Here is a 24,939-nt window from a genome sequence, read left to right on the forward strand (position 1 = left end):
CTTCTCTAGTGTCGTTTACTGCGCCAGTTTCTGCAAATGCTGCTGAAAAGCCGTGGCGTCCATAAAACCGGTAACGCGCGAGCCGGGTATTTCTTTACCTTCGGCATCAAAAAACAGAATGGTCGGCAGCCCCAGCACCTTCAGCTGCGCCAGCAGCGCTTTGTCTTGCGCATTATTTGTCGTGACGTTTGCCTGTAACAGCTGCGTTTTATTCAGAGCGTTCTGTACCTGCGGCTGGCTGAACGTATATTTTTCGAACTCTTTGCAGGCCACGCACCAGTCGGCATACAGGTCGAGCATGGTGATCCGCCCATCGTGCTGCCGTAATGCCTGATTAAGCTGGGCGACGTCGTTAATACGAGTAAAGCTCAAAGCCGCGTGATTCTCGCTGACCGGTGCGCCGAACGCCCAGTCCTGCAACGGTCGCGCAGCCACCAGCGCCGCGGCCAGCATCAGGATTTGTCCCACGCGCTGCCAGCCGTTAGCGGCTTTCAGGCTGATAAAAGCCCAGCCGAAGAAAGCCACGGCCAGCATACTCCACAAACGTAGCCCCCAGGCTTCACCGACCACTCGCTCCAGCAGAAATACCGGCAGCGCGAGGATAACAAAGCCAAAGCCCTCTTTGACGGTCTGCATCCAGGCGCCGCTTTTCGGCAACAGGCGATTACCAAACAGGGTAACGACAATCAGTGGTAAGCCCATCCCAACCGCATATAGCCAGAGCGTGCCTGCGCCAGCCAGCAGATTGCCGCTTTGCGCGATATAAAGCAGGATGGCGCTAAGCGGCGCGGTAGTGCAGGGCGAGCAGATCAGTCCGGCCAGCGCGCCCATTAAGAAGACGCCGGGCAGCGAGCCGCCTTGCTGACGATTGCTGAGAAGGGTCAGCCTGGTTTGCAGCGCGGAAGGCAGCTGCAAGGTGAACAGTCCAAACATCGACAGCGCCAGCAGGATAAACAGAACAGAGAGGCCAGTCAGCACCACGGGCGACTGCAGCGCGGCCTGAAAACGCAGTCCGGCAGCGGCGACGATCATGCCCATCACCGTATAGGTCAGCGCCATTCCCTGAACGTAAAGCATCGCCAGGGCGAACAGACGTTTTAGCGAATAATGGCGGTTACCGCCCAAAATAATGCCGGAAATCAACGGATACATGGGCAGCACGCACGGCGTAAAAGCGACGCCGATACCGATCAGCAAAGCCCACAGCGGCGAAAAAGGAAGCTTGTTATCAGCGGGCTGTACTTCAGGCGGGGCGGCGTTGTGCTGTACCGGCACGGGCTGGGCCGTGGCAGGAGCCTGGCCGCCTGCCATAACTTCATTCAGCGGCACGGAACGGGTTTCCGGCGGATAGCAGAAGCCCGCAGCGGCGCAGCCCTGATAAGTGACGCTAAGGGTAGCGCCTTTATCGGCCTGCAAAATCGTTAACGGCAGTTTCAGGCTATCGGGATAAATTTGCGTTTTCCCGTAAAACTCATCTTCATGCGGTTTACCGGGCGGCAGCGTCCAGTCGGCCAGCTTTGCGTCCTGAGCGGTAAGGGTTATCTGCTGGCGATAAAGATAGTAGCCGGGCGACACCTGCCAGCTCAGCGTCAGCTGGTCGGCTCGCTGATTAAAATCGAAGCTGAAAGCCTGATCGACGGTGCCGAAGTGGCTGTTGTTATGCTGTCCGAACAGCGAGGCGCTGGCGTTAAAGCTGAGCAGAACGGCCATCAACAGCAGCAAGTAGGATGTAAGGCGCTTAGTCATAGCGGGAATCATTTTTCCGGTGACGAAATTAAGAAAACGGGCGATCCCGACGCGTCCGGGCCCGGCAATGCTCCGTAAGGCGCAAACTATATCACGGCCTTATGGCCGACGCTTTTTCAGGATGTAAATGCGCCTGGCGTGCGAGGCGTTTATTGAGGCGGGATTTAACAAACAAAAACGAAGCGGACCGTCACGGCCCGCCAGATCGTTACAGGACAAGATGGGCGAAGATAAAGCCGAAGGCCACAGACAGCGCAATCGCCAGCGTGCCTGGAATAATAAAAGAGTGGTTGAAGACAAATTTCCCAATGCGCGTGGAGCCGGTATCGTCCATTTCTACCGCCGCCAGCAGCGTAGGGTAGGTCGGCAGCACAAACAGCGCGGAAACGGCGGCAAAAGAAGCGATAGCGGTATGTGGCGACACGCCCAGCAGCAGCGCGGCGGGCATCAGCGCTTTGGTCGTCGCGGCCTGGGAATAGAGCAGCGTAGAAGCGAAAAAGAGGATAACGGCCAGCATCCAGGGGTACTCCTGTAGCAAATTGCCCGCGAAGTCCTGAATTTCATGGATATGGGCCTTCACAAAAGTATCGCCGAGCCAGGCAACGCCCATCACGCAGACGCAGGCGCTCATCCCCGAACGGAAGGTGCTGGCCGAAAGGATTTTCGCGGTATCGACTTTACAGCTCAGGCAGATCAGCGCGGCAATGGTCAGCATAAATATCACGATAGCTTCATTGCGCGGCAATACCGGATTTTTAATCAGCCCGACGGTATCGCTGATCGCTGTCGCATAGAGCACCACGGCGACAATACCCAACAGAAAGAGCAGCACCGAACGTTTTGCGCCGGGCTTTTCTTCGAACACCGTCGCGCCGCGCAGCGTGACTTCGCCTTTTTCCAGTCGCTGCTGGTAAACCGCATCGTCCTTTAGTTCTTTCCCCAGGAAGTTAGTCAGCAGAGCGGCAAGGAAAAGGGCAACCATTGTGGAGGGAATAGCCACCGCCAGCAGGCTCAGATAGCTGACGCCTTTTGGTTCAAGGATGCCAGAAAGGAAAACCACAGCGGCCGAAATAGGGGACGCGGTAATCGCAATCTGCGAAGCGACAACGGCAATCGATAACGGCCGGGAAGGGCGGACGCCCTGTTCTTTAGCGACTTCAGCAATGACCGGCAGCGTAGAAAACGCGGTATGGCCAGTACCGGCCAACAGCGTCATCGTGTAGGTGACCAGCGGTGCCAGAAAAGTGATATAACGCGGATGCTTCCTTAACAGGCGCTCGGCCAGGCTGACCAGATAATCCATGCCGCCCGCGACCTGCATTGCCGCAATGGCCGCGATTACCCCCATAATAATTTCGATCACGTCAAAGGGGATCGCGCCCGGTTTGATTTGAAAAGCCAGCGTCAGGATCAGCATGCCTGCGCCGCCAGCGAAGCCAATGCCGATACCGCCAAGCCGCGCGCCCAGATATATTGCCGCCAGCACGACAATCAGCTCTGGTAAAATCATAATGTGTTCTCTCCCGGTTAGAAGTTCGTTGATACCATGTAAACGGCAGCATAAAAAAAGGCACGTTGTTCAGTGAACCAACGTGCCTTTGCGCTTCTCAATGAAGGTTAATCTTCATCGGTGTAGCGTTTCGCTTTATAAACCGGATACATCAAATTCTGCGTTGAGAAGATGTCATCCAGTTCGGTTTCGGTCAGCAGACCGCGCTCCAGCACCACTTCACGCACGCTCTTGCCTGTTTCAGCACAAATTTTGCCGACGATATCGCCGTTATGGTGGCCAATATAGGGATTCAGGTAAGTTACGATACCGATCGAATTAAAGACGTAGGCTTCGCATACCGCTTTGTTAGCCGTAATGCCGTCTACGCACTTCTCCAGCAGGTTGAGGCAGGCGTTGGTCAGAATATCCACCGACTCAAACAGCGCCTGGCCAATCACCGGCTCCATCACGTTCAGCTGTAGCTGTCCGGCTTCAGAGGCCATCGTTACCGTTACGTCGTTACCAATGACCTTAAAGCAGACCTGGTTAACAACTTCCGGCACGACCGGGTTTACCTTGGCGGGCATGATGGAAGAGCCGGCCTGCAGTTCCGGCAGGTTAATCTCGTTCAGGCCAGCACGCGGGCCGGAAGAGAGCAGGCGCAGGTCGTTACAAATCTTCGACAGCTTCACCGCCAGACGTTTCAGCGAGCTGTGAACCATCACGTAAGCGCCGCAGTCCGAGGTGGCTTCAATCAAATCTTCTGCAGGTACACAAGGCAGGTTACTGACTTCCGCCAGCTTTTGTACCGCCAGCTGCTGATAGCCATCCGGCGTATTAAGACGTGTGCCGATAGCCGTGGCGCCCAGGTTAACTTCCAGCAGCAGTTCAGCGGTGCGCAGAATATTTTTAATTTCTTCTTTCAGCAGCACGTTAAACGCGTGGAACTCCTGGCCCAGCGTCATCGGCACCGCATCCTGAAGCTGGGTGCGACCCATCTTCAGAATGGTGGTGAATTCAATCGCCTTGCGCTCAAAGCCTTCGCTCAGTTTTCCGATAGCGTCCAGCAGCTTTAAAATAGAGCTGTAAACGGCGATGCGAAAACCGGTGGGATAGGCATCATTGGTCGACTGGCATTTATTGACGTGATCGTTGGGGTTAAGAAACTGATAGTCGCCTTTCTGGTGTCCCATCAGCTCCAGACCGATGTTCGCCAGTACTTCATTGGTGTTCATGTTGACGGAAGTGCCCGCGCCGCCCTGATAGACGTCAACCGGAAACTGATCCATGCATTTGCCGTTATCTAATACTTCGTCACAGGCTTTGATAATTGCATTGGCAATATTTCGTGGAATAGTTTGCAGCTCTTTATTGGCCATTGCCGCCGCTTTTTTCACCATTACCATGCCGCGGACGAATTCCGGAATGTCACTGATTTTACTGTTACTGATATAAAAATTTTCAATCGCACGCAGAGTGTGAACACCGTAGTAAGCATCCGCAGGAACTTCTCGCATACCTAACAGGTCTTCTTCGATACGAATGTCGTTAGCCATGAGCACCTTCTTGTTATTGCTGCCGGTTATAACTTTGATAAACAGTAGTAGAGTGATAGTTAAATCGTCACCAGTCTGGTGCCACATGTTAGCTGTTTGTCTTAAACAGCACACGACTATATTCTGTGAAGCATGAACGGTTTCTCTCTTAAGCGACATTTATGTGCGTTAATAACGGTAAAGCCGCCCGGCCGTTTATGGCTGTTTATGCGCTAATTCGTCGGTTAAGGTTGAAAAGGTTACGCAGCGTGCCCATCTTTTATAGACTTGATCGATAAACGATCTCTTTTTTATGCCGTTACGCCTGCTGCGTGATGGCTCTAACCGACAGGAGACTGCGGTGCGCTGGCTACCGTTTTTACTACTTATTCTTCTCGCCTGGATCGAAATCAGCATTTTTATCCAGGTTGCTCACGTACTGGGCGTACTGATGACGCTGCTGCTGGTGATCTTCAGTTCCGCTATTGGTATTTCGCTGGTGAAAAACCAGGGCATGAAGAACTTTATGCTGATGCAGCAAAAGCTGGCGGTGGGCGAAAGCCCGGCGGCGGAGATGCTGAAAAGCGTCTCGCTGATTCTGGCCGGCTTTTTACTGCTACTGCCCGGTTTCTTTACCGACTTCCTGGGTCTGCTGCTGCTGCTGCCACCGGTGCAAAAACATTTAACGCTGAAGCTGATGCCGCATCTGCGCGTCTGGCGCGGGGCGGGTGCAGGGCCGGATAGCGGTTACACCGTGGACGGCGAATATGAGCGCAAAGACACCACGCTGATTGAACACGACGACAAGCGCGACGATCGTTAATCGGTCAAAAAGGCGGGATCCCCGCCTTTTGGTTTTCTCCTGCAGAAAGTGGCGGTTAATTGGTCAATTGTGAAGCAGAAGCAAAATTTTTATTTTTTGCCCCTTGAAAGCCCTTCCCTCTGTCCCTATCTCTTCCGTCACGAGGCCGGTGCCAGTGAAGCCCGGCAATCATCCAAAACTGACTGATTGACTTCTCAAAGGAGAACTATCAATGAAAATTCGTCCATTGCACGACCGTGTTATCGTCAAGCGTAAAGAAGTGGAATCTAAATCAGCTGGTGGCATCGTTCTGACCGGCTCCGCTGCAGGTAAATCTACCCGCGGTGAAGTGCTGGCTGTTGGCAATGGCCGTATCCTGGAAAATGGCGACGTGAAATCCCTGGACGTAAAAGTCGGTGATATCGTGATTTTCAACGAAGGCTACGGTGCGAAAACTGAGAAAATCGACAACCAGGAAGTGCTGATCATTTCTGAAAGCGACATTCTGGCAATTGTTGAAGCGTAATTTACGTAACTCATTGAACCAAACGAATTTAAGGGATATTGATAATGGCAGCTAAAGACGTAAAATTCGGTAATGACGCACGCGTAAAAATGCTCCGTGGCGTAAACGTACTGGCAGACGCGGTAAAAGTAACCCTGGGCCCGAAAGGCCGTAACGTGGTGCTGGATAAATCCTTCGGCGCACCAACCATCACTAAAGATGGCGTTTCCGTAGCTCGTGAAATCGAACTGGAAGATAAGTTCGAAAACATGGGCGCGCAGATGGTGAAAGAAGTTGCCTCTAAAGCGAACGACGCTGCGGGCGACGGCACCACTACCGCAACCGTACTGGCTCAGTCTATCGTTAACGAAGGTCTGAAAGCCGTAGCCGCTGGTATGAACCCAATGGATCTGAAGCGCGGTATCGATAAAGCCGTGGTTCACGCTGTTGAAGAACTGAAAAAACTCTCCGTGCCTTGCTCTGATTCCAAAGCGATTGCCCAGGTAGGTACTATCTCCGCTAACTCCGATGAGAGCGTGGGTACCCTGATTGCTCAGGCAATGGAAAAAGTCGGTAAAGAAGGTGTTATCACCGTTGAAGAAGGTACCGGCCTGCAGGACGAGCTGGACGTGGTTGAAGGTATGCAGTTCGATCGCGGCTACCTGTCTCCTTACTTCATCAACAAGCCAGAAACCGGTGCGGTTGAGCTGGAATCACCGTTCATCCTGCTGGCTGACAAAAAAATCTCCAACATCCGCGAAATGCTGCCAGTGCTGGAAGCCGTAGCAAAAGCAAGCAAGCCGCTGCTGATCATCGCTGAAGATGTTGAAGGTGAAGCGCTGGCTACGCTGGTGGTGAACACCATGCGCGGCATCGTGAAAGTGGCTGCGGTTAAAGCACCTGGCTTCGGCGACCGTCGTAAAGCTATGCTGCAGGACATCGCTGTGCTGACCGGCGGTACCGTTATCTCTGAAGAGATCGGTATGGAGCTGGAAAAAGCGACGCTGGAAGACCTGGGTCAGGCAAAACGCGTAGTGATCAACAAAGACACCACCACCATCATTGATGGCGTGGGCGAAGAGTCTGTAATCTCCGGTCGCGTGACTCAGATCCGTCAGCAGATCGAAGAAGCAACTTCCGACTACGATCGTGAAAAACTGCAGGAGCGCGTAGCTAAACTGGCAGGCGGCGTGGCCGTACTGAAAGTTGGCGCAGCAACTGAAGTTGAAATGAAAGAGAAGAAAGCCCGCGTTGAAGATGCTCTGCACGCTACCCGTGCGGCAGTAGAAGAAGGCGTGGTTGCCGGTGGTGGCGTAGCGCTGGTTCGCGTTGCGGCCGTACTGGCTGGCCTGACTGGTCAGAACGAAGACCAGAACGTGGGTATCAAAGTTGCGCTGCGCGCGATGGAATCTCCACTGCGTCAGATCGTTTCCAACGCGGGTGAAGAACCTTCCGTTGTAGCGAACATGGTGAAAGCGGGCGAAGGTAACTACGGTTACAACGCGCAGACCGAAGAATACGGCAACATGATCGACTTCGGTATCCTGGATCCAACCAAAGTAACCCGTTCTGCTCTGCAGTACGCGGCTTCCGTTGCTGGCCTGATGATCACCACCGAGTGCATGGTTACCGACCTGCCAAAAGGTGACGCACCAGACTTAGGCGCTGGCGGCGGCATGGGTGGAATGGGCGGCATGGGCGGCATGATGTAAGTCGACATACGTCGCTTATCGCTCGTAAGCCAAAAGAACCTGCCGGAAACGGCAGGTTTTTTTATGGCGGTTATCCAGAGAACGTTGCCGGCCCGTATCAGAAGCCGATACGGACACCCAGGTTAGCGGCCAGCGGTGATTCAATATAGCGGCCATTCTGATAATTGATTTCGCTGAACAGGGCAGCTTCCTTCGCCAGCCAGATATCAATACCTGCGCCATAGCGTGCCGCACTACCGGCAGCGGCATCATTAAAATCCCAGTGGTGATTCAGGCGAACCTTACTGGATTTAACAAACTCTTTAGCCACGCTGGCTTTCAGGTAAGGATTGAGTACGGCTTTATTAAGCTCCAGGCGCTTACCCAGATGCAGACCTGTTTGCACCTGCGCAGAAGCCGGATGCCGAACGTGCGCCGTCATACCGTTACTCAGCGTCACGTTTTTACTGCCTGCCCGAAAGGCGGTGACGCGAAAAAAGGGCTCGGCCCAGTAATTGTTCGCCAGCGCAACGCGCCAGCCGCTTTCCAGTGCACCCCCCACGCCATTCTGGTTATAGCTACCGTTAACAGCGACGCCATTACTCATCCGTGTATACACTTGATTATTAAAACGGTTCGCTTTTATTACCGCGTCCATATACATACCGTTGTCTTTAAACCAGCTGGCATAAGCACCAGCGCTGTAGCTGTTGACCTGGCTGGTGGTGCCGCTTTCGTGTCTGACGGCATTACTGGTTATCGAAGCCAGCAAGCCGACCTGCAGCCTGCCGTCCTGCACCGGTATCGCTTTGTCTCCGCCCAGTTCAAATCCGTTTTGAGCCAGCCGCCAGGCATTCATCTCGGTAGTTACATAAGTCTTTTGCTGAAGATAGCGTCCCCATACGCCGTCATCTTTGCTCTGACTTTCGCCACGACGTTGCCGCCTGTTTTGCAGTTCGTTATTAAAGATATAGACGGGCGCGGCCGCCATATTCAATAAGGTTTTGGCAGAGGGAGTAAGCGAAGGCTGTGGAACGACAGCGCTATCTCCATCAGCGGCGTCGGGCGCATCCGGTGTGCCAGGCATATCAGGCGTATCCGGTGTGCCGGGCATATCAGGCGCTTCGGAGCGATGGCTGTTTACCAGATACCAGTCATTGCCTTTCTGCACAAGGTTGTACTGCCAGACGCCCGCATCGACTTTGCCGCCATATAACGAAAACAGCGCCGTGCTGGATGGTCCCTGAATAACATTAAGTATGGCATCAGGATCGTCAGGCTCCGCACCGCTGTTGGCAATTCCCAGGGTAAAGGCGCCAAAAAGATCTTTGGTAATATGCAGCTTATCGCCCTGCATAGTTTGCAGGTTGGTATTAAGGGCAAAGTGCCCGCTACCCGTAAGGCTGTCAATTGTTAAAGTGTGAAACTGATTATCCGGGCTGGCATCCGGCAGGCGCACAGTGCCGCCAGTGAATAACAGTTCTTTGATATGATTATCTGCGGTCATTTTCCAGGTCGCCTCACGGCTAACCTCAAGTTTGTTCGCGCCAAAAATACTGCCTTCCAGCCAGCTTGCGCCTTTTAAAGACGTCCTTACCCGGCTGCTTTCATCAGCATAAATATCCCCTTTAGCGTTAACGTTAGAAAGCGACAGGTCGACCTGGCTATTATTAAGCGCTTCCAGAATCACACCTTCGTTGCTGACAACAGAAGGCAGGGCTGCATGGCTATTACGTACAGATATAGTGGCATTACCGCTGTTAACGCTGAAGGCGGCTTTTTCCGCATGAACAGAAGAGTTGCTTATATCAAGCTCGGTGGCGTCACTGCCGGTAATAAATACGCCCACGTTATCGCTGTTAAGCGCGGAGCGCTGGCTGACTATAGCCGTAGAGCCTGCCAGATTCAAAGCGCCGCAGCCGTTTATTGCGGATGAACCGGTATAGCAGGCAACAGTATCGCCATTGCTGCCGGTAGTTAGCGTTGATTCATAGATAATAATATCGCTGTTTCTCGCCTCAAGCGCTGCTGCTGCTTTGGCCTTCAGCGTAGAGTTGCCAACAAAAAGAATATTTATATCCCCGGCATTAACGCTGTTGTAGGCTCTGACCGCCGTGCCGTCGCTGATAATGGTAGAATCCATAATAGTGGTGCTGGCGACATCTTGTAGATAAATGCCAGCTATGCCAATTACGTTTGCATCATTATAATCGCTGGTGCTGTTCACCGTGGCATTTTTCAGTACCGCCGAGGTGCTGTTCCTGATATCAATGACGGGAAAGTTATGGTTGTTGAAATCACTGTTTTCAATGTTAAGCCTGCCGCTATAAATAGCCAGCGGTGAGATTATTCCCTGGCCATTAAATTCGCTATCCTTAATCGCTACCGTATAGTTCGCATTGTTGCTTCCGGTTCTGATACCGCCATTAAAGGTGGAACTATTAATATAGACGTCGCCCAGACTTGATTCAGGCGAGGCAAGGATATTACCCGTGTAAGTACTGCCTGAAAACATTATATGGCTATTGTTACTGTTAATATCGCCGGAGAAAATGGCGCCGCTGCCTAGCTTGAGCGTTGCATCGCTAAGGGAATGCGTCTGCCTTCTGGAGGTAAAACCGGCGCGGGAATTACTGACCGTTAAACTGCCGCCGTTAGTGATGTTATAGATAGCTTCATTTGCTGTTATTGAATTTATATGAATATGTTCATTATCTATATTAACTACCGTAGGCTCTGCAAAGGCATAGGGTAAATTGATTGCCAGAAGAAGCAGGGCTGATGGTCTCGCTGGCAACCTCAATCTTTTTATTATGGGTAGCAATAACATAACAATCACCTGATGAAATGAGTTTAAGATAATTCTGCTATTCTTTTTGATGGTAACAGTATTGGTCGGAGGGGAATTAAACGAAACATCACCAGAGAAGAGAGTCAGGTGTTAATTAATTTTTATTGATAGCAGTTTTCGTTATTTTATTGTTGGGGCTGGATATATTTTTTTATTAAATGGTGACGTTACCTGTAGCGATACTTTCCCGGCTGCCTCCTTTGAGGTCCCTGTTGACCCTGCGCTTTTTCACGCTATCGCCACCAGAAGTACAGGCGTGCCGGTGATTTTATGATAATCTGCGGAGGATTCTGTTAATAATAATGGAGATTAAAATGCGGATTAACGTCTTGCCGGGACTCTCTGTAGCGGCATTGCTGCTGCTGGCAGGCTGTAGCAGCTCTACCACACTGAGTTCTGCGGGTCAGCGCGTCACCTTTACCGATCAGCAGCCAGCCAGCAGCTGTCAGCTGCTGGGCAACCTGACCGGCTCGCAAAGCAACTGGTTTAGCGGTGCTGGCGGCGGCGAAAGCAGCTCATTACGCGGAGCAGCGAACGATTTACGCAACCGTGCGGCAGAAATGGGCGGCAATGTTATTTACGGCGCAACCAGCCCAACCCAGAACATCTGGTCAGGCTTCGCTCCGCTGGACAGTAAGATGAGCGGCCAGGTTTATAAGTGCCCGTAAACCGACAGTCAGAACGCACTGCCTGACGTGGCGGCAGACAGGAGAGAGGCTGGTGATAAAGGACTTTAAGTTTGTCAGCGGCCTGCGGAGAGGCAAAAACCCTCTCCTGTTTTTTTATCTACAGCTGGCGCAGCTGTAAATCCAGCGGCGTTTTACTTGGCTCCCCGCCAATTTCCCTTGCCAGCTTCGGCACCAGATAGCCGGACACCTTGCTCAACAGCTCCCGCATAATCGCCCTGGCCTGCTCGTCAGAAACGTAAAAGTGCGCCGCGCCCTGAACCTTATCCAGCACGTGCAGATAATAAGGCAGTATACCTGCATCAAACAGCGCATTGCTTAGCTCGGCCAGCGTAGTGGCGCTGTCGTTGATGCCGCGCAGTAAAACGCTTTGATTTAATAAGGTTACGCCAGCCTGCTTTAACTGCTGCATGGCCTGCCGCAGCTCGTCGTCAATTTCCTGAGCGTGGTTGATATGGGTAACCAGCAGCGTTTGCAGACGAGAATCCGCCAGCCGCTGACAGAAGCGCCGGGTAATTCGCGCAGGGATAACCACCGGTAAACGGCTATGGATACGCAGCCGTTTCAGGTGGGGGATCTGCTCCAGTTCGCTAATCAGCCACTCCAGCTCGCTATCTTTCGCCATCAGCGGATCGCCGCCGGAGAAAATAATTTCATCCAGTTGCGGCTGCTGTCGGATATACTCCAGCGCCTGCTGCCAGTTGCGCTTGTTACCCTGATTATCAGAGTAAGGAAAATGACGACGAAAACAGTAGCGGCAATTGACGGCGCAGCCACCTTTTACCAGCAGCAGCGCGCGATTATGATATTTATGTAACAGTCCCGGCACTACGCTGCTTTGCTCGTCGAGCGGATCGGTACTGTAACCCGGAGCATCAATAAACTCCCGGCTGCTGGTAATGACCTGCAGCAGCAGCGGATCCTGCGCATCGCCTTTTCGCATTCTTGCCGCGAAGGCGCGCGGGACACGCAGCGCAAAAAGGCGGCGTGCATCATTGCCAGCCAGCAGCTCAGGATGGGAATCAAGGCCTAAAAGTTGCAGTAATTCATTAGGGTCAGTGATTACATCAGCAAGTTGATGCAACCATTCTTCTCGCGAAGGGGTATTTAGGGTTACAATGTGTGCCATTTTTTTGGCTAAGTACCAGTATTAAATTGTAGAGGGCCTTTATGGCGACTTATTCTAGCAACGATTTCCGTCCCGGTCTTAAAATCATGTTCGAAGGCGAACCTTACGCCGTCGAAGCCAGCGAGTTTGTTAAACCAGGCAAAGGCCAGGCTTTCGCACGTGTGAAAATGCGTCGTCTGCTGACCGGTACTCGCGTTGAGAAGACCTTTAAATCTACCGACTCTGCCGAAGGCGCGGACGTTGTAGATACTAACCTGAACTACCTGTACAACGACGGTGAGTTCTACCACTTTATGCACCCGGAAACTTTTGAACAGCATCCTGTTGAAGAGAAGACCGTAGGCGACGCGGCAAAATGGCTGCTGGATAACGCAGAGTGTATCGTGACGCTGTGGAACGGCAAACCTATTCAGGTACTGCCGCCAAACTTTGTTGAGCTGGAGATCGTTGATACCGACCCAGGCCTGAAAGGCGATACCGCAGGAACCGGCGGCAAGCCAGCCACGCTGTCTACCGGCGCGGTTGTTAAAGTGCCACTGTTTGTACAGATTGGCGAAGTGATTAAAGTAGACACCCGTTCAGGTGAATACGTTTCTCGCGTAAAATAAGCCGTATGGGCCTGATTATTCAGGCCCCTATTAGTGAGCCCTCGTTGATGATTAACCGCATTAAATTTCTTGCTGTTGCTTTGTTAATGACTTGCGCGCTCAGCGCCTGCAATACCTTCCACGGCTTTGGTGAGGACGTCCAGCATCTGGGCGGCGCTATCTCACACGCGGCCAGCTGACTTCTCTTTTTTCTCCCGTATCTCACCGGACGCGTTCGCAAAATTACGGCTATGCTTACTACGCTGTACTTTACTTCTGCCTAAAAGGATCTTGCTATGTTAAAGAAAAGTATTGTTGCGTTTTTCGCCGTCCTGGTGCTTTCTTCTGCACTCACCGCCTGTAATACGACGCGTGGCGTAGGTGAAGATGTTTCCGCGGGCGGACGGGCTATTCAGCGCACCGCACAGTAAAAAAGCAGGCCGGTGTTAAACACCGGCCATTTTGTTATGCCTTTATCCATTCAGGCACGACAGGCTCTTAATCCTGCTTTACCCAGATAAGCTTAGCGACGTCAAAACCGGCCTGACGAGCTTTCGCGGTCAGCTCTTCTTTCACCTTGCTGTCAATTTGCGGCGTACGCGACAATATCCATAAATAATTCCTGTTCGGTCCGCACACCAGCGCGTGCTGATAAGCGTTGTCCAGCGCAATAACGTTATAGCCGCCGTAGAATGGGCCAAAGAAAGAGACTTTCAGCGCCGCCTGGCTGGGCGAGCCGGTAAAGTACGCCTTGCCGATACTTTCCTGCCAACGCTGTTTTTTCACGTTAAAGCCGCGGTTGATGACTTTCAGCCCGCCGTCATCGCGCTTGCTGTAGGTCGCGGTAACGTGGTCCAGCCCGCGCTCAAAGCGGTGATCCAGACGAGCAATTTCATACCAGCTGCCCAGATAAAGATCGGCATTAAAGCCTTCCACGGGCGTCACGCCTTTTGGCGGCGTAGTGGCGCAGGCAACAGAAAGAAGGGCACCAGCACCGGCGGCCAGCATTTTCCACAGAGACATAAGCGATTCCTTTGCGTTTGAATAGCTTAAGTATAGGCCATTTTATGCAGGCGGCCGGTAGCCGCCTGTTAATCAGATCGTGACAACGCCAATAGCGGTGACGACGGTAAGGATGGCGGCCAGACCGTAAAAAAACCATTTGCTGGCCGGAAGGTGGATTTTTATATCGTGCATCAGGTGATGCAGCCGATGCAGCGCGCACCAGAGCGGCATAACGATAGCCAGAAAAAGGAACAGGCGTCCGGGCCAGGCCTGCGCAAAGCTGAGAATTCGCTCATAGCTAAACGCCTGCGGTGAGGCCAGCCCAAGCGGCAGGATGATCCCTACCAGCAGCACCACGACTGGCGAAACGAGTGCGGCCCACATACCGCCAGCGCCAAACAGTCCCCAGAATAGCGGTTCATCGGAACGGTGTTGGTTTTTCATTATCCCTCCTGTAGCAGCAACGCGGCAGCCAGAACGGCCATGCTTATTACCGCCATAGCGATCCACAGACCGATAATCAGCGGCCGGGGCGACAGCTTTTTCTCTTTGATCACGATAACGGCAGCCTTTGGCGCCAGCTCAAACCAGGTTTTGCTGTGCAGCAGCGCGGCCGCCAGCGCGACCAGATTCAAAAATAGCACTACGGGATGCTGCAAAAAGACGATAAAAACATCCCAGCTCTCCGCGCCGCGCTTGAGGGCGAACAGGCCGAAAATCATCTCGATACTGAACCACAGCGCGGGGATGGCGGTGCCTTCACGCAGCATATAAAAGCGATAAAAGCCGTTGTTTCTCCACCAGCTGGCCGCGACAGGCGCGTGCCAGGGGTTACGTTTTGATATCATCTGGCAATTCCTTATTGAGGCCGGAGGCTGGTAATCAGAAAGTCTTTGGCGCTCTCCACCTTGCTTTGCTGAATGGCCGCCGCCGGATCGACATGTTTAGGGCAGACCTCCGAGCAGAAGCCGACAAAGGTGCAGGGCCAGACGCCGTTATCGCCATTTAGCTGCGGCATGCGCTGCTTTTTGCCTTTATCGCGGCTGTCCAGGTTGTAGCGATGCGCTAAAGTGATGGCGGCCGGGCCAATAAATTCCGGATTGAGGCCAAACTGCGGGCAGGCGGCGTAGCAAAGGCCACAGTTAATACAGCCGGAAAACTGGTGATACCGGGCCATCTGTGCGGGCGTTTGCTTGCCGGCACCGCCCTGGGCTGCGGGCAAGTCGCCAATGATGTAGGGCTTAATGGCCGCCAGGCTTTCGATAAAGCGGCTCATATCAACTACCAGATCGCGCTCGACGGGAAAATTCGCCAGCGGGGCCACGCGCATGCCTCGTGGATAGTTACGCAGAAAAATTTTACAGGCGAGCTTAGGGATGCCGTCGACCATCATGCCGCAGGAGCCGCAGATAGCCATGCGGCAGGACCAGCGGAACGAGAGGTCGCCCGCCAGGTTATCCTTGATGTACCCCAGCGCATCCAGCAGCGAAGTTTGTTCATCAAAGGGAACGTTGAAGGTTTCAACGTGCGGCGCGGTATCCGTCTCCGGGTTATAGCGTTGAATAGCGATACGACAATGCGGCAGGTCAGCCATGCTGCGCCTCCTTGTGTTCTGATTCTGCGCCGTAAACGCGTCTGGCAGGCGGCAGGCGAGTGATATTAACGTTGCCCCAGTCTATGGTCGGTGTGCCCTGCGGATTAAAATAGCTCAGCGAGTGCTGCAAAAAACGCTGGTCATCCCGCTCGCGGCAGCCTTCGTCCAGACGCTGATGCGCGCCGCGCGACTCTTTACGCGCAAAAGCAGCATGCACCATACACTCCGCCACGTTCAGGCCATGACCCAGCTCAATGGCATAGAGCAGCTCGGTATTGAATACGCTGGAGCTGTCGCTGATGCGCACGCGAGCAAAGCGTTCTTTTAACTCCGCCAGCTTGTCGATGGTCTGCTGCATCAGTTCCGGCGTGCGGTAGATGCCGCAGCCTTCCTCCATCGCCATGCCCATTTCATCTCTGATGGCTGACCAGCGCTCGTTGCCGGGCTGATTGACCAGCGCTTTAAGGCGCTGTTCGCAGTCGCGGCTTTGGGCATCCAGCGTGCTGCTGGTCTGCGTACGGCTTTCCAGCGCCCGTGCGGCCGCGTTTTCGCCAGCCAGGCGGCCAAACACCACCAGCTCCGCCAGCGAATTAGAGCCGAGCCGGTTAGCGCCATGCAGCCCGACAGAAGAGCATTCGCCCACGGCAAACAGCCCGCGAATGGCGGTTTCACAGCGTGCATCGGTGGCGATGCCGCCCATGGTGTAGTGCGCGGTAGGACGAATGGGGATAGGGCTGGTTACCGGATCGACGCCGACATAGGCTTTGCTCAGCTCGCAGATAAAAGGCAGCCGCTCCAGCAGTTTTTTCTCGCCCAGATGGCGTAAGTCCAGATGCACCACTTCGCCGCGCGGTGTATGAATGGTGCGGCCTTTTTGCGATTCGTGCCAGAAAGCCTGCGACACCTTATCGCGCGGCCCCAGCTCCATATATTTGTTTTTTGGTTCGCCGAGCGGCGTTTCCGGCCCCATGCCGTAATCCTGCAAATAACGGTAGCCGTCTTTGTTTACCAGAATGCCGCCTTCGCCGCGGCAGCCCTCCGTCATCAGGATGCCGGAGCCGGGCAGGCCGGTGGGATGGTACTGCACAAATTCCATATCCCGCAGCGGTACGCCATGCCGCAGCGCCATGCCCATGCCATCGCCGGTGACGATGCCGCCGTTAGTGTTATAGCGGTAGACGCGGCCCGCGCCGCCGGTCGCCAGCACCACGGATTTCGCCTGGAGCCGTATCAGCGCGCCTTCCATCATGTTCATTGCTACCACGCCGCGCGCTTCGCCATCGTCTACCAGCAGGTCGAGAACGAAATGCTCATCGAAACGGGTAATCTGCGGATATTTTAGCGAGGTCTGGAACAGCGTATGCAGCATATGAAAGCCGGTTTTGTCGGCGGCAAACCAGGTACGCTCGATCTTCATGCCGCCAAAACGCCGCACGTTAACCGACCCGTCAGCGCGACGGCTCCAGGGACAGCCCCAGATTTCCAGCTGGGCCATTTCCTGCGGGCAGTGCTGTACGAAGTAATCCACCACATCCTGCTCGCACAGCCAGTCGCCGCCGGAAACGGTATCCTGAAAATGAAGGTCAAAGCTGTCATGCTGCTGGGTGACGGCGGCCGATCCGCCTTCGGCCGCCACGGTATGGCTACGCATCGGATAAACTTTTGATACCAGCGCGATGGAAAGCGTGGGATGCGCTTCCGCTGCGGCAATAGCCGCGCGGAGTCCAGCGCCACCTGCGCCGATAATGACTAAATCGGCAGTAAAAGTTTGCACGGTATTCTCCCTGTCAGGCTGTCATGGAAAGGATGAGGGAAGGCCTCGGTGAGCCAGTATAAGACCGGCAATGCAGGGCAAAATTGATGTGTTCAGGTATTCAGCCAAGAAAAACGCGGCAAAAATGTTAAGGAGCTAACGGTTTTCACACCGGGCTTGCTGTCTGCGCCCGGATAATTTTTATCGGCGCAGGTTTGTTTGTCCGCTGCGCCTCGGGTAGACTGCTTCACCCTTTCCTCTGCGGAGTACAAACTATGAGCGATACGGCCAGCTGGCAGCCGAGCGCGCCCGTGACCAACCTGTTAAAACGGGCGGCGATTATGGCTGAAATCCGGCGTTTCTTTGCCGATCGTGGGGTACTGGAAGTGGAGACCCCGGCGATGAGCCAGGCGACCGTGACCGATATCCACCTGTTTCCTTTTCAGACGCGTTTTGTCGGGCCGGGAGCGGCGCAGGGACTGGACCTCTATCTGATGACCAGCCCGGAATACCACATGAAGCGGCTGCTGGCAGCGGGAAGCGGGCCGATTTATCAGCTCTGCCGCTGTTTCCGCAATGAGGAAGCGGGTCGCCATCATAATCCAGAGTTCACCATGCTGGAGTGGTATCGCCCGCACTACGATATGTATCGGCTGATGAATGAAGTTGACGATCTGTTGCAGCAGGTCCTGGACTGCGCGCCAGCCGAAACGCTTTCCTATCAGCAGGCGTTTATTCGCCACCTGGAGATGGATCCGCTGTCGGCGGATAAAGCCCAGATGCGTGAAGTGGCGGAAAAGCTGGGCGTGGGCGACTTAGCCAACCGCGAAGAAGATCGCGACACGCTGCTACAGCTGCTGTTTGTGACCGGCGTGGAGCCGCAGATCGGGAAAGAAAAACCGGCCTTCGTTTACCACTTTCCGGCGAGCCAGGCCGCGCTGGCGGAAATCAGTACGGAAGATCATCGCGTAGCGGAACGCTTTGAGGTCTATTTCAAAGGGATTGAGCTGGCTAACGGCTTCCGTGAACTGACCGACAGCCGCGAGCAGCGTCAGCGCTTTGAGCAGGATAACCGCAAGCGAGCGGCGCTTGGCCTGCCGCAACAGCCCATCGACAATAATCTTCTGGATGCGCTGGCACACGGCATGCCGGAGTGCTCCGGCGTCGCGCTGGGGGTGGATCGTATCGTCATGCTGGCGCTAAAGGCCACACAGCTTAGTGAAGTGATCGCGTTTTCCGTCGACCGCTGCTGAGTTTTACGGTAGCCCGAGGTGCGAAAAACAGGCGCCCTGGGCTGCCGAAAAACGCAGGGCGCTGGCTTATAACCCGCCTGACCTGTAGGTCCTTGCCGCTGGCGCGCCGTTGTTAACCGGCGTTTTACGACCAATGGTTTCCATCCGCACCTGGAAAGGTGGGAAAGGCATTTCCAGGCCGTGTTCATGATAGCCGCGTAAAATCAGCTGGTGAAGCTCGTGGCGCAGCGGCATGCGGTGGCCCATTTCCGCGGCGTGGATACGCAGTTCAAACAGCTGAATCCCCTGCTGCAAATCAACCAGAAACGCTTCCGGCTGCGGCGTATCCAGAACATACTGGCAGCGCTGCGCGGCGGTCAGCAGCACGGCAGTCACCTCTTCGCTGTTTGCCTCTGCGGCTGCTGGAATCGTCAGCACCACGCGCGTCACCGAATCGGACAGCGACCAGTTAATAAACTGCTCGGTGATGAAAGCCTTATTCGGCACGATAATCTCTTTGCGATCCCAGTCGGTGATAGTGGTCGCACGCGTATTGATGCGCGTAATACTGCCGGTCAAATCGCGAATGGTCACGGTATCGCCGATGCGAATCGGTTTTTCAAACAGAATAATCAGGCCGGAAATAAAGTTGGCGAAGATCTCCTGCAGGCCAAAACCCAGCCCCACACCTAACGCCGCGACCAGCCATTGCAGTTTCGACCAGTCGATGCCGATCATGGAAAAGCCGGTCAGCCCGCCAATCAGAATCAATACATATTTGGTCAGCGTGGTAATGGCGTAACCGGTGCCGGGCGTCAGGTTAAGATGCTGCAACAGCGCCAGCTCAAGCAGCGCCGGCATATTGCGCACCAGCTGAGTGGTGATAATCAGCACCAGAACAGCAATCAGCACTGAACCCAGCGTGATAGGCTCCAGGCTTTCAACGCCCTGTACCGTGGTGCTGGCGTCCCACAGCCGGATATTTTCCAGAAAACCGAACGCCGAGTGGATTTCCGACCAGAGTACAATCACCGACACCAGCGCAATCAGCGTCAGAATGGAGCGAACCAGCCGCAGCGAGCGGGCGCTAATGGCATCCAGATCGATAACCGGTTCATCCACATCCGTCTCTGAACTTTGCGTGGCCGTTGCCTCTTCTTCACCTTTGGCGCGCTGGGCCAAAATTTCCGCACGGCGATTACGGGCGCGGTCGAAGGCGATTCGCCGCCGCTGAATCAGCATCCAGCGACGAATAATATGGTAGATAATCAGCAGCAGGAACCAGATGGCCAGCGAGGTTTCCACTCGGGCCAACAGCGCCTGCGCCGTCGCCAGATAGCCAATACAGGAGGCCAGCGCGGCGATCAGCGGAATGCAGATCATCACATTCCACAGAATATTGCTGATAAAGTTTTCGCCGTTGCCTTCTTTATCCAGATAGAGAGGAATGCCCGCTCGCTTGAGGCTAACGGTAACGAGGCTAAGCGCACCGCAAATCAGGATAAAACAGACGCGGCCAAGCGTGGCGGAAAAATGGCGTTCGTCAAGGTTATCAAAGCCGATCAGCAGCATAATCAGCGGCACCACAAAACCGATGCAGAGCGTATAAAAGCGCATCGCTCGTGCTACACGGTTTTGCTGCCAGCGGAAATGGACGATAAACAAGCCTTTCGAACGGGCAAAGCCTGCGCTAATCATAAAGGCCCACAGCAGCGGCACGGTGGCGGTAATGCCGTCGCCCGTCGCCACGGCGACAGGGTAGGGCCACGCGTGCTGTAAACCATAGCCGAGCGCCATCCACAGCACCGGCAGCGGCAGGGCAACCAGGATCGACCAGAACACGGTGCGCATGGTTAAGCCGAAGCGATCCTGGGTAACTTTGCCCACCTTACTGGCAGAGCGCTCAAGAAAATCGCGATAGTGACGGCGTGAGCTCAGGCTAAAGCCAACCAGCAGCACTGCGCCAATAATCGGCAGGACGGTTTCCCGACTGGTAAACATCATCACCAGCGCACCGCCCAGCTGGCCAAGCGTATTTATCGACAGCAAATTACGCAGGTCGCGCATCAACAGGATCGGGAAATCAAGATGTAGCGCGCTGACGTCGGCCGTCCAGAAAAGATAGCGGTGCGTTGCATCTTTAATCTCTTTTAGCGCGTCTTCCAGCTGGCCGTTGGCTACCTTTAGCTTGGTGACTTCCAGAATCAGGTTATCGCTGCCGGAAAGCAGTGAGCCGATCAGTTCGCGTTGGGTTTTGAGCTGGGCATCAAGAATTTTGCGCTGCTCGCTGGTAAGCGGCGAGCCGTCATCCTGTCGGAGCTGGCGGAGCTGCTGCTGTCGTTCCAGCAGATCTTCATAATGCAGCCGCTGTACGCGCAGCTGCGCCATATCGTTATCCAGCTGCTGCGGCTTGGGCATTTCCGGTAAACGCGCAACCTGCGCGCGTAGCGCTTCGCCCAGCACGGTAGAAACGCCGAGCCACTGCGACTGTTCGCGAATGGTGCTCAGCGCCTGACGAACCTGAATGGTCTGGTTAACGGCCGTACGCTGCTGCGAAGCGACCAGATCCATCCGCTGCGCCTGCTGATTAAGCGCATTAGAAAGCTCGCGGTTAACGCGAAACTGTTCGCTGAGTTTCTTCGGCAGCTCGCCGCTGTTTTCCGCCAGCTGCTCTGTTTTTTCCAGGGCAATTTCGGCTTCGCGTTGACGACGGCTGTTAAGCTGATTACGCAGATCCTGCAAATAAGTATCGAGCTGGGTCGCCTTGCGCTGATGGATTTCACCCCGCATGCGTGCCAGCTCCTGGCGATTGTTGGCCGACAGCTGCGCCAGTTCCAGTTCATCGACCCGCGCTTTGCGCGCTGCCGCTTCTGCCTGACGGGCGGACAGCTGCGCCTGGGCAAGCGGCGTAGTCGGCCCAGGCTGTCCCTGCAGACGTCGTTCGATCTCGTTTAGCGCGCGCCGGGCGTCCGACTGCTGTAGCGGCAGCTGGGAAAGGGAGTCGCTGATTTCTCTGGCGCGGTCCTGTTCCTGCTGCGCCTGGCGTCCTTCCTCCAGAAGCTGGCTGCTGACCTGAAGGATCTCCTGATCCAGTTCGGATGCCGTCATCGTGTTACGCACGGCTTTACTGCTGTCGCTAAGCGCGGCCAGCTGCTGGCGTAAATCGCGAGAAAGTTGCGGGAAGTCGTCAATGACCTGTTGATAGTCGCTGGCGTTGGTCAGCGACTTTTGCCGATCGTCCAGCCAGTTTAACGCCGACTGCAGCGCATCTACCATGTCCGCCTGGTTAGGCTCCTGACTGGATTTTGCCTCTTCCAGGGCCTGCTTGAGCTGCGCAACATCGGGCGCGGTGGCGGCCCAGGCGGGCTGGAGCAGCGCCCAGCCCAGCAAAAGAGTAACTATCAGGCGTAACATGCGTCTCTGCTATGGGTGATGTAGAACTTCTTCAGCACTGGTTTTTTGCAGTGCGATCGCCAGCGTCTGACCCAGGCGCGTTTTGGTTTCCGGCGTCAGGCTTTCCGCCAGCTTCACTTTATCCCGGGCAAACAGGTTAATAACGGTAGAGCCCAGCTTAAAGCGGCCCATCTCCTGACCTTTCAGCAGCACGACCGAGCCTTCTTCATCCGCGCCTGGCCAGCTCCAGCGTTTAATCACGCCTTCACGCGGTGGCGTAACGGTACCGGCCCAGACCGTTTCGATGCTGCCTACAATGGTGGCACCGACCAGAATCTGCGCCATAGGGCCAAATTCGGTATCAAACAGACAGATAACGCGTTCGTTACGGGCAAACAGGTTAGGGATGTTCTGCGCCGTCAGCGGATTAACGGAATAGAGATCGCCAGGCACGTAGATCATCTGGCGCAGAATACCGTTACACGGCATATGCACGCGATGATAGTCACGCGGTGCCAGGTAAGTCGTTACGAACTCGCCGTCGCGGAACATATCGGTCATGGCGACATCACCCGCCAGCAGCGCTTCCAGCGTATAGGTGTGGCCTTTGGCCTGGAAGATCTGGTCGCCTTCGATATGGCCCAGCTGGCTGATTGCGCCATCGCACGGCAGCACCAGCAGGTTCGGGTCAGTTTCCAGCGGACGGGCATCGTCGCGCAGCGGGCGAACAAAGAAGTCGTTAAAGGTGCGATAGCTGGCGGTATCCGGCTTCTGCGCCTCTTTCATATCGACTTTGTAGAACCAGACAAAAATATCAATAACGGCTTTGGTCAGCCAGCCGGCGCGCTTGCTCGCGCCCCAACCAGCCAGTTCAGTAAGGCCTTTTTTAGGCAAAACAGCATTCAGGCCGAGTTTCAGACGATCCAACACAGTAGCCTCCTGGCTTTCTGAAATAAATTAAGGGTGCGGATTGTAACAGTGTCCGGTCGTTCAGGCTATGACGCCCGCTCCCCGGTTTTTAGTCGCTGTTCTCTGAAAAGCTGCGTCGTGTTTTTTGCTGCATTTCTGACATGCTGTCCAGAATACGGTGGTAGTCTTCGAAACGCGACTCGTCAATATCACCCCGTTCCACCGCTTCGCGAATAGCACAGCCCGGATCGGTGTCGTGCTTGCAGTCACGAAATTTGCAGTGACCTAAAAACTCACGGAATTCGACAAAGCCGCGCGTGATTTGTTCCGGCTCCAGATGCCATAAACCAAATTCGCGCACGCCCGGTGAGTCGATAACGTCGCCGCCGTGAGGGAAATGGTACAGACGAGCAGCGGTGGTGGTGTGCTGTCCCAGGCCGGAAACGTCGGAAACGTCGTTAGTCAGGATTTCTGTTTCCAGCTCCAGCCCCAGCAGCGCGTTAAGCAAACTGGACTTTCCTACGCCGGACTGACCGGCAAAAATGCTGACGCGGCCAATCAGCGCGGCTTCCAGCTCGCTCAGACCCTGCTTACGGTGGCTGGAAACCATGATGACGCGATAGCCAATTTTACGGTAGATAGCCATCTGCTCTTCAACAAACGCCATGCCTTCTTCATCCAGCAGATCCGTTTTGTTCAGCACCAGCAGCGGCTCGATATCCAGCGTTTCGCTCGCTACCAGGTAGCGGTCGATAATGTTTAGCGACAGCTCGGGCAAAATAGCCGAAACAATCACAATCTGATTGATGTTGGCGGCGATAGGCTTTACGCCGTCGTAAAAGTCAGGTCGGGTTAGTACGGAAGTGCGCTCGTGTACTGCTTCCACAATGCCTTTTACGGTTGCGCTACCTTCTGCGCCGGGCCGCCAGAGTACGCGATCGCCGGTAACCAGAGAGCGTAAAGTGCGGCGAATATTACAGCGGTGAACGCTGCCGTCCGCATCCTCTACGTCCGCATGCATGCCAAAACGACTGATTACCACGCCATCACGCGCTTCGCCAAACAGGCTATCATCCGGTTCTGGCTTATCGGCGCGCTGCTTAAGACGGCGCTCATGGTTGGCGCTAACGCGACGTTGCTGACCTTTAGACAGTTTGTTTTTGCTCACTCTTCCTCACACGGCTTTGCTTCGCCCTGACAGGGCAAAACGTTTATGATACACCCTAACGTTTGACGATATAAGCCACGGCGAGAAACCCTATGACAGTAAATGCCAATAATCTGATCTGGATTGACCTTGAAATGACCGGCCTGGATCCGGAACAGGATCGCATTATCGAAATCGCCACGCTGGTGACCGATGCTGATTTAAATATTCTGGCGGAAGGGCCGGTTTTTGCCGTTCACCAGTCTGACGAGCAGCTGGCGTTGATGGACGACTGGAACGTAAAAACCCATACCGGTAGCGGGCTGGTAGCCAGAGTGAAAGCCAGCCAGCATGACGATCGCGCAGCCGAGCTGGCAACGCTCGCTTTTCTGAAAGAGTGGGTACCGGCAAACGCCTCGCCTATCTGCGGCAACAGTATCGGCCAGGATCGCCGTTTTCTCTTTAAATATATGCCGGAACTGGAAGCGTACTTCCACTATCGCTATCTGGACGTCAGCACGTTGAAAGAGCTGGCGCGTCGCTGGAAACCTGAAGTGCTGGACGGCTTTAAAAAGCAGGGTACGCATCAGGCCATGGACGATATTCGGGAATCTATCGCTGAACTGGCGTACTACCGCGAAAACTTTATTCGCCTGTAATACTGTGCTGACAAAATCGGCATTAAGCTGGTTTTGTCAGCAGTTAAGCGTGAAAACGAAAAAAATTGCCGCCACAGGCTTGCGACGATTTCCATTTCTCGTATAATGCGCTCCCCGTACAGGAAGAGTTTTTAACCGGTACGCAGAGCGGGAATAGCTCAGTTGGTAGAGCACGACCTTGCCAAGGTCGGGGTCGCGAGTTCGAGTCTCGTTTCCCGCTCCA

General features: G+C 54.5%; 22 protein-coding genes and 1 tRNA gene. 10 read left to right on the forward strand and 13 right to left on the reverse strand.

Translation table 11 applies throughout. The features are described 5' to 3' along the window. Nucleotides 1-15 precede the first annotated feature (15 nt). The 3 genes from KUE00_RS18065 to aspA all read right to left on the reverse strand — a co-directional run bounded on the left by KUE00_RS18065 (nucleotide 16) and on the right by aspA (nucleotide 4,794). Complete coding sequence (locus KUE00_RS18065; RefSeq protein ID WP_246761381.1) at nucleotides 16-1,746, reverse strand: protein-disulfide reductase DsbD; 1,731 nt, start codon at nucleotides 1,744-1,746, stop codon at nucleotides 16-18. A gap of 208 nt (nucleotides 1,747-1,954) precedes the next feature. Beyond that, nucleotides 1,955-3,256: an anaerobic C4-dicarboxylate transporter gene (locus tag KUE00_RS18070; protein ID WP_246761382.1), complete on the reverse strand. Its 1,302-nt coding sequence runs from the start codon at nucleotides 3,254-3,256 to the stop codon at nucleotides 1,955-1,957. Nucleotides 3,257-3,363: 107 nt separating this feature from the next. Further along, the gene (aspA, locus tag KUE00_RS18075) at nucleotides 3,364-4,794 is read right to left on the reverse strand and encodes an aspartate ammonia-lyase (protein WP_246761383.1); all 1,431 of its coding nucleotides are present in this window, start codon (nucleotides 4,792-4,794) and stop codon (nucleotides 3,364-3,366) included. Nucleotides 4,795-5,134: 340 nt separating this feature from the next. On the opposite strand from aspA, the gene KUE00_RS18080 reads away from it, so the two are divergent. The 3 genes from KUE00_RS18080 (at nucleotide 5,135) to groL (ending at nucleotide 7,792) form a co-directional block, all read left to right on the forward strand. Beyond that, entirely contained in the window at nucleotides 5,135-5,596 is a 462-nt protein-coding gene (locus tag KUE00_RS18080) for an FxsA family protein (RefSeq protein ID WP_246761405.1), read from the forward strand. A 211-nt stretch (nucleotides 5,597-5,807) separates the two neighbouring features. Continuing rightward, entirely contained in the window at nucleotides 5,808-6,101 is a 294-nt protein-coding gene (locus KUE00_RS18085) for a co-chaperone GroES (RefSeq protein WP_246761384.1), read from the forward strand. 44 nt (nucleotides 6,102-6,145) lie between these two features. After that, a complete protein-coding gene (gene groL, locus KUE00_RS18090; protein ID WP_246761385.1) occupies nucleotides 6,146-7,792 on the forward strand; it encodes a chaperonin GroEL in 1,647 nt (548 codons plus the stop codon). A gap of 97 nt (nucleotides 7,793-7,889) precedes the next feature. Here the strand turns inward: groL and KUE00_RS18095 are convergent, their stop codons facing one another. Further along, complete coding sequence (locus KUE00_RS18095; RefSeq protein WP_246761386.1) at nucleotides 7,890-10,286, reverse strand: autotransporter outer membrane beta-barrel domain-containing protein; 2,397 nt, start codon at nucleotides 10,284-10,286, stop codon at nucleotides 7,890-7,892. 650 nt (nucleotides 10,287-10,936) lie between these two features. Here KUE00_RS18095 and KUE00_RS18100 point away from each other — a divergent pair. After that, nucleotides 10,937-11,290 (forward strand): DUF4156 domain-containing protein, encoded by a 354-nt coding sequence (locus KUE00_RS18100; protein ID WP_246761387.1) that lies wholly within the window; start codon nucleotides 10,937-10,939, stop codon nucleotides 11,288-11,290. 118 nt (nucleotides 11,291-11,408) lie between these two features. Here the strand turns inward: KUE00_RS18100 and epmB are convergent, their stop codons facing one another. Further along, nucleotides 11,409-12,437 (reverse strand): EF-P beta-lysylation protein EpmB, encoded by a 1,029-nt coding sequence (gene epmB, locus KUE00_RS18105; RefSeq protein ID WP_246761388.1) that lies wholly within the window; start codon nucleotides 12,435-12,437, stop codon nucleotides 11,409-11,411. Between the two features lie 41 nt (nucleotides 12,438-12,478). Here epmB and efp point away from each other — a divergent pair, with 41 nt between their 5' ends. From efp to KUE00_RS18120, 3 genes are all read left to right on the forward strand, one after another. After that, nucleotides 12,479-13,045: an elongation factor P gene (efp, locus tag KUE00_RS18110; protein ID WP_246761389.1), complete on the forward strand. Its 567-nt coding sequence runs from the start codon at nucleotides 12,479-12,481 to the stop codon at nucleotides 13,043-13,045. Nucleotides 13,046-13,092: 47 nt separating this feature from the next. Next, nucleotides 13,093-13,224, forward strand: a complete 132-nt coding sequence (locus tag KUE00_RS18115; protein ID WP_246761406.1) for an entericidin A/B family lipoprotein — start codon at nucleotides 13,093-13,095, stop codon at nucleotides 13,222-13,224. A 96-nt stretch (nucleotides 13,225-13,320) separates the two neighbouring features. Then, complete coding sequence (locus tag KUE00_RS18120; RefSeq protein ID WP_246761390.1) at nucleotides 13,321-13,455, forward strand: entericidin A/B family lipoprotein; 135 nt, start codon at nucleotides 13,321-13,323, stop codon at nucleotides 13,453-13,455. A 67-nt stretch (nucleotides 13,456-13,522) separates the two neighbouring features. On the opposite strand, the gene KUE00_RS18125 is transcribed toward KUE00_RS18120, so the two are convergent. The 5 genes from KUE00_RS18125 to frdA form a co-directional block, all read right to left on the reverse strand. After that, complete coding sequence (locus KUE00_RS18125) at nucleotides 13,523-14,047, reverse strand: lipocalin family protein (protein WP_246761391.1); 525 nt, start codon at nucleotides 14,045-14,047, stop codon at nucleotides 13,523-13,525. 72 nt (nucleotides 14,048-14,119) lie between these two features. Continuing rightward, nucleotides 14,120-14,473, reverse strand: a complete 354-nt coding sequence (frdD, locus tag KUE00_RS18130) for a fumarate reductase subunit FrdD (RefSeq protein WP_246761392.1) — start codon at nucleotides 14,471-14,473, stop codon at nucleotides 14,120-14,122. After that, a complete protein-coding gene (gene frdC, locus KUE00_RS18135) occupies nucleotides 14,473-14,877 on the reverse strand; it encodes a fumarate reductase subunit FrdC (RefSeq protein ID WP_246761393.1) in 405 nt (134 codons plus the stop codon). Before frdC ends, frdD begins: the two co-directional genes overlap by 1 nt. An 11-nt stretch (nucleotides 14,878-14,888) precedes the next feature. Continuing rightward, entirely contained in the window at nucleotides 14,889-15,623 is a 735-nt protein-coding gene (locus tag KUE00_RS18140) for a succinate dehydrogenase/fumarate reductase iron-sulfur subunit (RefSeq protein ID WP_246761394.1), read from the reverse strand. Continuing rightward, nucleotides 15,616-17,397 carry a fumarate reductase (quinol) flavoprotein subunit gene (gene frdA, locus KUE00_RS18145; protein WP_246761395.1) on the reverse strand — a complete coding sequence of 594 codons (1,782 nt, stop codon included), beginning with the start codon at nucleotides 17,395-17,397 and terminating at the stop codon, nucleotides 15,616-15,618. The genes KUE00_RS18140 and frdA overlap by 8 nt, the downstream gene beginning before the upstream one ends. Before the next feature lie 254 nt (nucleotides 17,398-17,651). On the opposite strand from frdA, the gene epmA reads away from it, so the two are divergent. Further along, nucleotides 17,652-18,629, forward strand: coding sequence for an elongation factor P--(R)-beta-lysine ligase (gene epmA / locus KUE00_RS18150; RefSeq protein WP_246761396.1), 978 nt, complete (start codon nucleotides 17,652-17,654; stop codon nucleotides 18,627-18,629). A gap of 66 nt (nucleotides 18,630-18,695) precedes the next feature. Here epmA and mscM read toward each other — a convergent pair whose 3' ends face one another. The 3 genes from mscM to rsgA form a co-directional block, all read right to left on the reverse strand. Continuing rightward, nucleotides 18,696-22,022: a miniconductance mechanosensitive channel MscM gene (gene mscM / locus KUE00_RS18155; RefSeq protein WP_246761397.1), complete on the reverse strand. Its 3,327-nt coding sequence runs from the start codon at nucleotides 22,020-22,022 to the stop codon at nucleotides 18,696-18,698. Between the two features lie 9 nt (nucleotides 22,023-22,031). Further along, nucleotides 22,032-22,931, reverse strand: coding sequence for an archaetidylserine decarboxylase (gene asd / locus KUE00_RS18160; RefSeq protein ID WP_246761398.1), 900 nt, complete (start codon nucleotides 22,929-22,931; stop codon nucleotides 22,032-22,034). Between the two features lie 88 nt (nucleotides 22,932-23,019). Further along, nucleotides 23,020-24,078, reverse strand: a complete 1,059-nt coding sequence (gene rsgA, locus KUE00_RS18165; RefSeq protein ID WP_246761399.1) for a small ribosomal subunit biogenesis GTPase RsgA — start codon at nucleotides 24,076-24,078, stop codon at nucleotides 23,020-23,022. Nucleotides 24,079-24,170: 92 nt separating this feature from the next. On the opposite strand from rsgA, the gene orn reads away from it, so the two are divergent. Together orn and KUE00_RS18175 are read left to right on the forward strand one after the other, a co-directional pair. Further along, the gene (gene orn, locus KUE00_RS18170) at nucleotides 24,171-24,716 is read left to right on the forward strand and encodes an oligoribonuclease (protein WP_246761400.1); all 546 of its coding nucleotides are present in this window, start codon (nucleotides 24,171-24,173) and stop codon (nucleotides 24,714-24,716) included. 147 nt (nucleotides 24,717-24,863) lie between these two features. Then, nucleotides 24,864-24,939, forward strand: a tRNA-Gly gene (locus tag KUE00_RS18175).

Source organism: Erwinia phyllosphaerae (assembly GCF_019132875.1).
Taxonomy (GTDB): Bacteria; Pseudomonadota; Gammaproteobacteria; order Enterobacterales; family Enterobacteriaceae; genus Erwinia; species Erwinia phyllosphaerae.

Coding starts and splice junctions, on each gene's coding strand:
- KUE00_RS18065 (WP_246761381.1), bottom strand. CDS start 1,746: ATGACTAAGCGCCTTACATCCTACTTGCTGCTGTTGATGGCCGTTCTG.
- KUE00_RS18070 (WP_246761382.1), bottom strand. CDS start 3,256: ATGATTTTACCAGAGCTGATTGTCGTGCTGGCGGCAATATATCTGGGC.
- aspA (WP_246761383.1), bottom strand. CDS start 4,794: ATGGCTAACGACATTCGTATCGAAGAAGACCTGTTAGGTATGCGAGAA.
- KUE00_RS18085 (WP_246761384.1), top strand. CDS start 5,808: ATGAAAATTCGTCCATTGCACGACCGTGTTATCGTCAAGCGTAAAGAA.
- groL (WP_246761385.1), top strand. CDS start 6,146: ATGGCAGCTAAAGACGTAAAATTCGGTAATGACGCACGCGTAAAAATG.
- KUE00_RS18095 (WP_246761386.1), bottom strand. CDS start 10,286: ATGTTTTCAGGCAGTACTTACACGGGTAATATCCTTGCCTCGCCTGAA.
- KUE00_RS18100 (WP_246761387.1), top strand. CDS start 10,937: ATGCGGATTAACGTCTTGCCGGGACTCTCTGTAGCGGCATTGCTGCTG.
- epmB (WP_246761388.1), bottom strand. CDS start 12,437: ATGGCACACATTGTAACCCTAAATACCCCTTCGCGAGAAGAATGGTTG.
- efp (WP_246761389.1), top strand. CDS start 12,479: ATGGCGACTTATTCTAGCAACGATTTCCGTCCCGGTCTTAAAATCATG.
- KUE00_RS18115 (WP_246761406.1), top strand. CDS start 13,093: ATGATTAACCGCATTAAATTTCTTGCTGTTGCTTTGTTAATGACTTGC.
- KUE00_RS18120 (WP_246761390.1), top strand. CDS start 13,321: ATGTTAAAGAAAAGTATTGTTGCGTTTTTCGCCGTCCTGGTGCTTTCT.
- KUE00_RS18125 (WP_246761391.1), bottom strand. CDS start 14,047: ATGTCTCTGTGGAAAATGCTGGCCGCCGGTGCTGGTGCCCTTCTTTCT.
- frdD (WP_246761392.1), bottom strand. CDS start 14,473: ATGAAAAACCAACACCGTTCCGATGAACCGCTATTCTGGGGACTGTTT.
- frdC (WP_246761393.1), bottom strand. CDS start 14,877: ATGATATCAAAACGTAACCCCTGGCACGCGCCTGTCGCGGCCAGCTGG.
- KUE00_RS18140 (WP_246761394.1), bottom strand. CDS start 15,623: ATGGCTGACCTGCCGCATTGTCGTATCGCTATTCAACGCTATAACCCG.
- epmA (WP_246761396.1), top strand. CDS start 17,652: ATGAGCGATACGGCCAGCTGGCAGCCGAGCGCGCCCGTGACCAACCTG.
- mscM (WP_246761397.1), bottom strand. CDS start 22,022: ATGTTACGCCTGATAGTTACTCTTTTGCTGGGCTGGGCGCTGCTCCAG.
- orn (WP_246761400.1), top strand. CDS start 24,171: ATGACAGTAAATGCCAATAATCTGATCTGGATTGACCTTGAAATGACC.